Source organism: Mogibacterium pumilum, from assembly GCF_002243385.1.
GTDB lineage: Bacteria > Bacillota > Clostridia > Peptostreptococcales > Anaerovoracaceae > Mogibacterium > Mogibacterium pumilum.
Genome location: NZ_CP016199.1, coordinates 1,681,339 through 1,691,087 on the forward strand (window position 1 = coordinate 1,681,339; position 9,749 = coordinate 1,691,087).

The window sequence follows — 9,749 nt, forward strand, 5'->3', positions numbered from 1 at the left end:
ACGGACAGATAGAATCTATGAATTCAAGAATCAAACTAATCAAGCGTAACGCTAATGGGTACAAGAACTTCTATCGTTTCAGGCTTAGATGTCTATATACCCTTAACAAGCACTCATCCACCAAATTCTAATCAGTAACTGAGCAAAAGCCACTCTTTGATTCCAATTAAAAAGACGATAATCAATTCAATGTGTAAAAATGATTATCGTCTTTCTTTTTTCATAAAACACCCCAAACTTCGTTAAAGGTGATTTTTACAAAACCCCTAAAAAGTTTATAGAGCCATTAATATTCTCGTTTTCGAGAAATAATTAATCTCTGTAATCATTTTAGACCACAATCTGTGAAATAGGATTTAAGACCCTACCACAAAGAAAGTTATAGGCCCATTTTTCTTCTTACCACCGATATTGGCAAGGCGTCATTTCCGCTTTAATACCAAAATGGTTAAAGACTTTATAAGACTCCCATCAACCCTATAAATCCAGTTACCTAACTATGCATCAAGATACTAAACAACTCTTAACGCAAATCGTTTCTTGTAACGTATATCACAATTATCTCTTTTTTCTCTTGAAAACCTGTGTTGCTGCTAATGCACCGGAAGCTCCAGCAAGAAGCAGTACGAATAACCCTATATTAGTATTATCCCCTGTTCTAGGACCACGCACAGTCTTTACAACTTTTGTTGTAGGTGTTGGATTTGTCGGTTTATTAGGTTTATTAGGTGCATTAGGATCAGGTGTGAACTTATTATTAAACATTATAGGCTCCGAAATCACCTTAGCATGCATGTTACCATCATTACCTTTCCTTACTTCAATCGTAACAGGTTTCTTACTTATATCGTATGTAATGCCTTTCTGCCTGTCATTAAGTTCTGTAAAGTAATACTTGTATACACCCTCTTTATCGAAACTCATTTCCTTCTTGAAGTTACCATGTGAATCATTCTTAACTGGTTGCCCCACTTTATCATCTGTAATCTTATCAAAGAGCTGGAAACGAAACTCTCCATTCTTAACTGCTCTACCGGAAAGATTCTTCTTTCCACCTATGACAATCTTTACAGGAGCTGGAAGTTTCGCATTGTACATATTGACAACGTTTCCTTTGCCTGTATTTTTCACGTCAACCGCTCTTGAATTAGCAGAGGTAAAGTGAGTAGCACTATTAGGATGAGCCTCATCAATCTTGGTATTTTGATAGCCTGCAGCATGTGCTTTCTCAACAAACCTATACTTCTGTCCGCCTGTCAAGTTCTTAACTTCAGCCACTCCGTTCTTCGGTGTTATTGTGCCATCTGCATTTAACTCTCCCGACTTTATCATAGCTGTAGTCAAATTTACTTTATTCCAGTTGTTTCCTCCATCAGTGGATTTCTGTAGTTCAAACTTAAATCCGTCAGACAGCTTCTCTCCAGTGTAACGATCCGACTTTACAAGTCTGATTGCAAGTGGATCATTGTCAGCTTCACTGGCTGCTCCGGTTGGCAACATACGAGCGTCGGCTGTATAAGACTTCTCACCCGTCTGATCAGTGGTGATTTTCGTTTCATTTTCAACTACTGTAGGTACCTTGACTGTCTTATATGGTGCTTCGACGGCCACCATTAAATTTTGTAGAGCTTTACCATTATACATGTTGTTAAGTTTCTGAACAGTACTGTCAGACAAATCTCCAAACGCATCCGGAAACTTCTTCTTCAAAAGGTTTCCCACACCACCTGAATTCTTCACTTCAGGTATATCGTTGTATGTTGCGCCACTTGAATCATTCATATCGTACCATTTCATCATGAAAGTATAACTTCCGTCATGGTTATCATACATACAATACTGACCCTTTTTCAAATCAGCCTTGACTTGAGCTTTCGTCTTAGAGCCTTGCTCAACCTTGGTAAGTAGCTTACTTGATGCTGCATTATACCATCCATTTGTAACCTTACCGGAATTGTCAATACCGGAGAACTCAATAGCAACTCGTTGTATTACGGGTGCAGATGTACAATTTTTATATGTGCTTTCAACATACACTCCTGTCGCAGACCCCGGTCTATATTGCCCGTTATTCTGCACGAAATATGGATTAAAGTAATCATAACCTCTCTTTCCATCTGGAGATTTTTCGTTCCAAAAATCATTGAATATTTTAGTTACCCATGTAACGCTGTGATCCGATGTGCTCTCTAAATCTCCCATAAGATAAAGATAGCTTTTAGGTATAGCTTCCGATTTTATATGGCGCGTCTCTGCCGCTACAGCGAGCGTATCATTTCCAAGTTTACCGTCAAGAACATATTTCTCGCCTAAAATTTTACTCTTTTTTCGTGAAGCACTATAGTTAATCATTTTACTAGTGCCCATTTTCGCACTAAAGTTCCTTACATTATGATTTCTAACATACTCACCGCCGAAAGTAATTGTAAATGCTCCCTTTTCATATTTCCATGTTCCAAGAGTATATTCTCCATTGTCACCAGTCACCTTGAGAGGAAGTGATACCTCTGACGAAGGTATGTTTGTCCCACCATAATATGCAGGTATCGTTAATTTATCCCCCTCTTGTAAAACACGATTAGGATTCTTATATTGCATCTCTAGCTCTAATACAACATCGGCCGACTGTTGGTCTTGATTTAACGCATACCCAAAACCGGCAGGGTTATTCTTCCATGTATCATAATCTACATCCGATGATTTTCTGTAATCAATCAACTTGTTGCCATGTGTAATGTCAATAATCTTAAAGCTCTTAATACTTACGTCATCTAAACTAGGTCCGGAATTCGGCTTATTCTTAAGCTCATATGCAACCGCAAGCTTGCGGCTATTCAAGCTGCCAACTAGAACCTTACGCTCATTATTTGTACCAAGTCCTTGTTCATCAGACTTTTGTGCAACGGCATTACTCTCAAGTGTAGCGGTCTTGAACGAGGTAACAGCGTTGTCTTTGATATAATCACCGGAGAACAGAAGCTTAAATGCTCCCTTATCATACTTATACGTTCCTAGGGTATGTCCTTCGCTATCTTTAAGAGTCTTTTCCGCAAACGTCTGTCCTGAAAAAGTGCCATAAGAAGCCTTAAGTGTTAGACTATCTCCTTCCTTAATTCTTTCTGTACCGGCATACGATGCTACAAGCTGCAACTTGATTCGGCTGTCTTTCTGGTTCTGGCACACAGCACTACTGAAATTATTCGCATCACTGAAATAGAGATTATACTTTGTCGTATCCTCATCAGTGACATAGTCAATTTCTTTACCGGCATTAGCCTCGTCTATAATCTTAAATGAATCCACCTTCACTTTATCCGAGCCTAAGTTTTTTGCCCCGCCTTCATCCGCAAATGCGGTATAACGAAACGGTGTCATGCCGATAAGCAAAATCAAAGTCAAGCAAATGGATAATGTTCTGTTACGATATTCTCTAAACTTCATTTTCATAAAACCTCCTAACAAAATATTCAAACAAAACCAAATGACTATACACACCTCTATATTATCAATCACAAACTCTCATATTGTGTATATAAAATAAAATTTTTTCCGATATATCGTGTTTCATCTTCCGCTAATATCATCCCAAGAATAATCACTACAAGAAGTAGCGGCGTATCAAACTCAAATATCGTTATCAAGTTGTTTAATTTGTATTGCTTTAGCAGTGGATTCTCCGAGTGAGAACGATGTGAATCATAACCACCGGCTCAGCCGGCGGTTATGATTCACAGGCGAAACACCATCTCTAAAATTCAAAATCCCAAATACCAAATTAATCAATTTCTTGAAGACATGAAGATTTACGGCATTACTGGATTCTATTGACTCCAAACCAGAATCATGAGTTGAACTCACATCACTACAATTACCTAAATAACCCTAATTGTTAACTCTGCGACGTTTAACAATTGCCACAAAGGCTACTGCTGATAGAGTGAGCAACACTCCCCATCCGAGTAAATCTAATGTATCTGAAGTAGTAGGATGAGTATGTTTACCCTTCTTTGGATTATCTTTCGGAGGATTTTCAGGCGGTTGATATGGAGTTTTCTTATTTACGACTTCAAATTCCACAACCTGTCCAGTCTCCTTAATTTCAACCTGATGTACTTCCTTGCTTACTTCATAGCCTTTAATGCCTTTGCTTTCAATAACCTCATACTGACCATAGGCAATATCGTTGAATCTGGCATAACCTAATTCGTCAGTGACAGCCCTTGATATTATGTGATCATTCTGCTTGATTGTGAATTCCACGCCTTTCAGAGGTTTTCCGTTTTCGTCAACTTTGTGAACCTTGATATTTCCTTTTATCTTGGTATCTGTAAAGTCTATCCTGAATTCACTTGTCGAATCAGATACCTCTATTACTTTCCCTTCGGCATTGTCGTTGTTATATGTTGGAGCGGCTGAGGTCTCTTTAACTATGTATTTTCCGAATTTGAGTCTCTTAAATACATATTCGCCATTTTGATCCGTCTTGCATTCTTCAATCTTGACTTCTTTTTCTTTGCCGTTTTCCTTCTCTATTCTGTATAAGGTAAAGCCAACATCTTTAAGCCGCTCCGTCCTATTACCGTCCATGCCAGTCTTTGTTATTTTTAAATTGTTATATCCTACTAAAGCGGCGTTTTGAACCGACTTTTTATTAGCGGGGTTCAACTTAAAATCACCAGAGAATGCAGAACGTTTGTCCGCAGAAATGCTTTCTGGCACTATAGAGTTTCCGGACTTATTATTTACGTCATCCTCGGATATCCCGTGTCCTATGGTCTTATTCCGGTTGAATTCGGTATTTCCCGAATTCAATAAATACTTAACCACATAATCACCCCGATCATATACCGTAGCTCTGTAATTCCCTTCGGAGTCAGTCACCGCTGTAACAGGAGTATTATGCCCGTCCGGAATAACCGCAGTTTTGCCTGTAGCTTTGTTAACTAAAGTTATACTTACGTTTTTCGCTGGTTTATCCTCGGAATCAAATATACCGTTCTCGTTAGCATCATAGTAAACCTTTCCGCTTATTCCATATGTAACGAAGTTCACTCTCGCAGCTCTACCTTCCAGATAATCCACACTATTAGTTGACATTGCTGCTGTATTGAAAGCACTGTCGCTCTTCTCATTCAATTTCATATTGAAAGGAACTCGTGACGGTACCGCAATTATTAATTCTTTCTTGGCGGCTATCTCCTGACCGCTCTTGAGCACAAGCTTAAAAGATTTCACTTTACTGAAATCACTTACCTGGTCTTTTGTTAACCATTCTCCGTCCCTTACACTCGCTAAATCCTTTCCTTGCGGCGAAAGCTGATAGAAGACATCAAAAAGCTTCATTACTTCCTTATTAGGGGCGTAATCTTCAAGAGCCATACGAAGTGGCGTTGAAAAACTTGAACCTCTTGCTGGATATTTGTGTTGATCATTTTCAACAATAGTATGATCCCCATTGGTTGGCATAGTATCAATCACACTGAATTTCTTTACCGTGTGAATAGTTTGATTATACACAGAAATATTGTAGTCGACCTCCCCTCCGAGATCGGCATTCGCAACAACGCCTGCGGCATTATCATTTGGTAACTTGGCATACTTATTCAAAATCAACTCATATGGCGGTATAAAGTTGAGCTCACTCTTAACCTGCGCAAAAGTTTCTTTGTTATCACCATCATTATCCAGATCAAGTTTATCTGTATATTTCATCCCACTTGTATATGGCTCAATATAATTATTATCATCATATACATAATAATTATCAACAATCCCAGAGCCATGTCTAACTTGCTTTGTTGCAACAATATTGAGCGTTACCTTACGCGTTTGATTATAATCAACGTCACCATAATCCACTATAACGGCAGTGCGACCCGTTTTTTTATAATTTTCGATAACCTTTATCCTTGATTCTCCGAATTCTCTCCACTGAGTTAGTATTCCATCTTTACCAGCTTTTTGAGCCTCTTTGAATACTGGAACCGCTTTGTTATTTTCATCTTTTCCACAGTTATATCCGGGAGGAAGAAGGGTAACTGATTTGACATTTTTTGCTGTCTTGTAAGTTCCCCAATTACCTTTTCTAAGATCAGGTCCTACTATATAAGGCGTCTGTGTACCTCCAGTCTCATAAACCACATTTTGATTTTGACTCTGATAAGCCGCAATAAGTGGATAAATAGGGATTACATTCAAAAATCCATCTTTTCCATCTTTTCCATCATCGTATACGGTTTTAGGCATACTGACTCCCTTAAGCGTTGCTGTGACGCTTGAACGTCCGCTATAAGTCTGTTTCTTACCATTCTCTTTATTATCCCATTTTGCCTCTTCTCCAGGCATAAGTTTAACATAATCGCAAATCCCAAAAGACATATTATCGAGCTCAATCGGTGAATCAAAAACGAGTTTAAGTGCTACGAATTTTCTACTTGGATCATTAATTTTCACACGATTTGCGCCGTTTTCGAACAGCTTAACATTCTGGGCGATCTCAGTCATACCACCATCTTTATCGACTCCGTAAAGTTTATTTGGAGTCTTCAAAAAATCATCCTTTGCTTTCTGAAGCCTGGCTTCCCATCCAGGATTTGTGTCGTTGGGAACAAAAAAGCCTGCGGAAAATCCCACAAAATGCACACGTTCATCACTTATTGACGTCGTTACATCATATATTTGTCCCATTTTAACTTCATTAGGCTTTTCAAATCCAGAGCTGTTGTGCCATGCTCTAATATGCGTTTCGTAGCGCATACCTTCATTGGTGAATTCGTGATCCCCAATGAAATATCGTCCGGATTTCATATAATAATAGTTGTGACCTTTTTCATAGCCTGTAAGTTTAGGATCATTATTATATTCTGAATATCCATGACCAGTTTTATACACTTCTATATTGCCTTTTTGTGAAAAGGGCATAGCTTCAAATTTAAATCTTAGCTCACGATCTGCAAGTCGATACTCTCCTGCTTCACCCTTATTTACAGTATATTCCGCTTTCAACGTGTAAATTTTATCAATGGGCGCACCCTTAAATATTATATATGGAAGGGCCTTGCCGAACCCATCACAATAATCCGTCGAAACAGAACCGCCCTTTACAAAATTAGGTTTATCAATATTCACTCTAAGAGTATTAGTAGCTTTATCGTACTTCCATAGATTATCAAGGATGCCATCACGAACAGTGGCTTCAGGCGGAAGATAAATAACTATTTCAACATTTTTAGGATTAGGATGACCTAAGCCTCTCTCATCCTGGTTTGTCATATCCAATTTAACCGATGCATCTATAAACCTGATGATTGCACCATCTTTTGGGTTTGTAATACCAGGGTGTCCCACGGTAGTCGCAGCATCATACACGTATACGTTATTAATCTTATCATATTTTTTCTGTCCATACACACAAAGTCTTGAGTCCATTTTATGGACCTTTGATTTATAAATGTGTTCCGCAGATTTCAGAAGCTTGCCGTCTCCGTCAAAAAGCTCCGCTTTAACTTTTATCTCATCATTTTCCGCAGTTGTAGCCGAGTCAAAAATGAACGGCAAGGCATACGTTCCCGCACTCGCTCCAGTCAAAGGATCAAAGGTATATGTCATATACCAATTATTCGCATCCTCCGTCTTTTCACTCAATTTAGCGTTGACAGAATCTGTAAATTTGAGAGATTTTTTAATTCCTTCGGATTTCGGTACGGTGATTTTGAGCTTCGCGTTATAAATATTGACTCCATAACCCGATATTCCCATATCAACTGCGGCTCCTACCGGTTCATCTGTCCAGAAATCTGTTTTGTCTGTACTGAACTTACCGCTATTGATAGTTCCTACCTTAAGTGAAATATTCTGAGTAGGATCTCCTTGCTGCGGGCTTTGCAACAAGTTCAGCTTATTGTCTAAATTGCTGCTTTGTGCTGCATAAGAATTCGTGCTATTATCATTTGTATTTATAGATGCTCCGGGTGTTTCTGCATATGAAGTTTGCATAAACCCGTAAACAATCATCTGTAGAGAAAAAACACAAATAAAAGCAATTCTAATTATCCTATAATATCTTTTCATTATTCTACTGCTCCCTTAATATCTCTAATAAAAAAACAACGCGATTGTTCTCAACCTCTCAATGGAACACCCCCAATCTACTATTATCTTTACAAGAAATGAAAAACCACTACATTTGATATGCTCCTTTATTGGAAACACTAAAAAAAAGAACATCCCATCCTGTAAAACTATTTTTTCGAATGAACAGAAACTGAAGTCAAGAAGTTGATGATACTCAATTGTGACATGCTTTTAAATATCATCAAATGCAAAAGTATCAAAATCTTAATTTCACAATCTGGATTTTATAGTTTATATGATATCACATTTTTAAATTTTTACCATAGACCGATTGTAAAATCAACTTGAACACTTGAATAAAAAAGTAATCCATGATGGATTCTTTGGTAGAATTAAACTATCTGAAATTGTCAATAATCGTGCAGTTAATAAACCCGCAAAATTATTCCAGACAGCCATTAACTTATTTTCCTTCATCAGCCTTCGGTATGCTGCCGGTGGAAGACCGTTTGGATTTGAAGTGTATATTCTAATTCGATCGTAATAGGTAAAGACATATCTAAAGATGACCATTTTCACTTGATTCTTCTTCATCCTATATGTTGGAATCCTGTAAAGGAGCTCATTCTCAAGAGTAGCAAAGAAACTTTCCATGCGAGCATTGTCATAGCAGTGACCTATTCCGCTAAGACTTTGAATTATATTGTGACGGGCAAGCACCGCTTTGAAATCTTCGCTGGTATACTGGCTGCTGCGACCGCTGTGCAGGATAGCCCCTGCAATATGGAACCTGTTCGTAGTAGCCTTAAAACTGTCAATGAACAGTTCCCTGCGCATATTGTCACGCATCAACAATGAAAGTATTTCGCCGTTGAAGAAGTCCATTATTGGCGATATATAATTTGCCATAGTAGCAAGCTACTTGAGATATAACTGTCAGCAACTTATGATATGGTTCATCGGAATGAAAGTCCTGTTTTATCAGATTCTCTCTTTCCTGAATCTCCGTAGTTGCTTTCGTTAGGCCAAGATGCTTGCGCCTGCGTTCATGTAACCAGCCGTTTTCACACATCATGCGCGTTGCCCTGCGTTTGCCGACTTTGATGCCCCGATGAGCTAGTGCGAGGATCATTCGCTTAATACCGTAATTATCGTTAAATGGGGATTCGTTAAGAACTTCCCGCATAGTAGCCGAAAAAACACATCCTTACCAGGTTTATCGAGACTCCTTACATATCTGTAATAACCGGTCTCGCTTACCTCGAGGATATCACACATGATGTTTACGGGCCATCTGTTACGATGTTCATAGATGAAACCGAACCGCTCACGTGACCTTACTTCTTCCGGCCTTTTGCGAAAAATCTAAAGCCTCTTTGAGAATTTCATTGGTTCGTCCTGTTTCGCAAAGTTTAGCTTCTATCTCCCTGATTCGACGATCCTTTTCGGAAAGAGGTGGAGCACTGTGTCCGCTTCTAACGAAAGCTTGCTCACCGCGTTCCTTTCGGAGCTTACACCAGTCGGCCAATGTGTAATATTTGAGGCCGAGTTACTCAGCAGCCGCCTTCACACCGATCTCATCGGATAACTGAAAGGCTTGCAACTTGAATTCTTTGTCGCATTTCATACGCTCTCACCTTTCTGATGATATGATATCACTTATTGGTGGATTTAAC

Annotated in this window: 5 protein-coding genes; 1 reads left to right on the top strand and 4 read right to left on the bottom strand. The window is 38.8% G+C overall.

The features are described 5' to 3' along the window. The first annotated feature begins 8 nt into the window (after positions 1 to 8). Positions 9 to 131, top strand: coding sequence for a transposase (locus AXF17_RS09890; protein WP_408631989.1), 123 nt, complete (start codon positions 9 to 11; stop codon positions 129 to 131). 427 nt (positions 132 to 558) lie between these two features. Here AXF17_RS09890 and AXF17_RS08045 read toward each other — a convergent pair whose 3' ends face one another. The 4 genes from AXF17_RS08045 to AXF17_RS09895 all read right to left on the bottom strand — a co-directional run bounded on the left by AXF17_RS08045 (position 559) and on the right by AXF17_RS09895 (position 9,259). Next, positions 559 to 3,447 (bottom strand): Spy0128 family protein, encoded by a 2,889-nt coding sequence (locus tag AXF17_RS08045; protein ID WP_094234570.1) that lies wholly within the window; start codon positions 3,445 to 3,447, stop codon positions 559 to 561. A gap of 435 nt (positions 3,448 to 3,882) precedes the next feature. Continuing rightward, positions 3,883 to 8,070 (bottom strand): MSCRAMM family protein, encoded by a 4,188-nt coding sequence (locus AXF17_RS08050; protein ID WP_094234571.1) that lies wholly within the window; start codon positions 8,068 to 8,070, stop codon positions 3,883 to 3,885. A gap of 342 nt (positions 8,071 to 8,412) precedes the next feature. After that, positions 8,413 to 8,982, bottom strand: coding sequence for a DDE-type integrase/transposase/recombinase (locus AXF17_RS09250; RefSeq protein ID WP_207651556.1), 570 nt, complete (start codon positions 8,980 to 8,982; stop codon positions 8,413 to 8,415). Beyond that, positions 8,915 to 9,259: an IS3 family transposase gene (locus AXF17_RS09895; protein WP_157682605.1), complete on the bottom strand. Its 345-nt coding sequence runs from the start codon at positions 9,257 to 9,259 to the stop codon at positions 8,915 to 8,917. Before AXF17_RS09895 ends, AXF17_RS09250 begins: the two co-directional genes overlap by 68 nt. Positions 9,260 to 9,749 lie beyond the last annotated feature (490 nt).

Bases quoted from the DNA above. Each gene is read 5' to 3' on its own strand.
- AXF17_RS08050 (WP_094234571.1), bottom strand. From the start codon at position 8,070: ATGAAAAGATATTATAGGATAATTAGAATTGCTTTTATTTGTGTTTTT.
- AXF17_RS09895 (WP_157682605.1), bottom strand. From the start codon at position 9,259: ATGCGGGAAGTTCTTAACGAATCCCCATTTAACGATAATTACGGTATT.
- AXF17_RS08045 (WP_094234570.1), bottom strand. From the start codon at position 3,447: ATGAAAATGAAGTTTAGAGAATATCGTAACAGAACATTATCCATTTGC.
- AXF17_RS09250 (WP_207651556.1), bottom strand. From the start codon at position 8,982: ATGGCAAATTATATATCGCCAATAATGGACTTCTTCAACGGCGAAATA.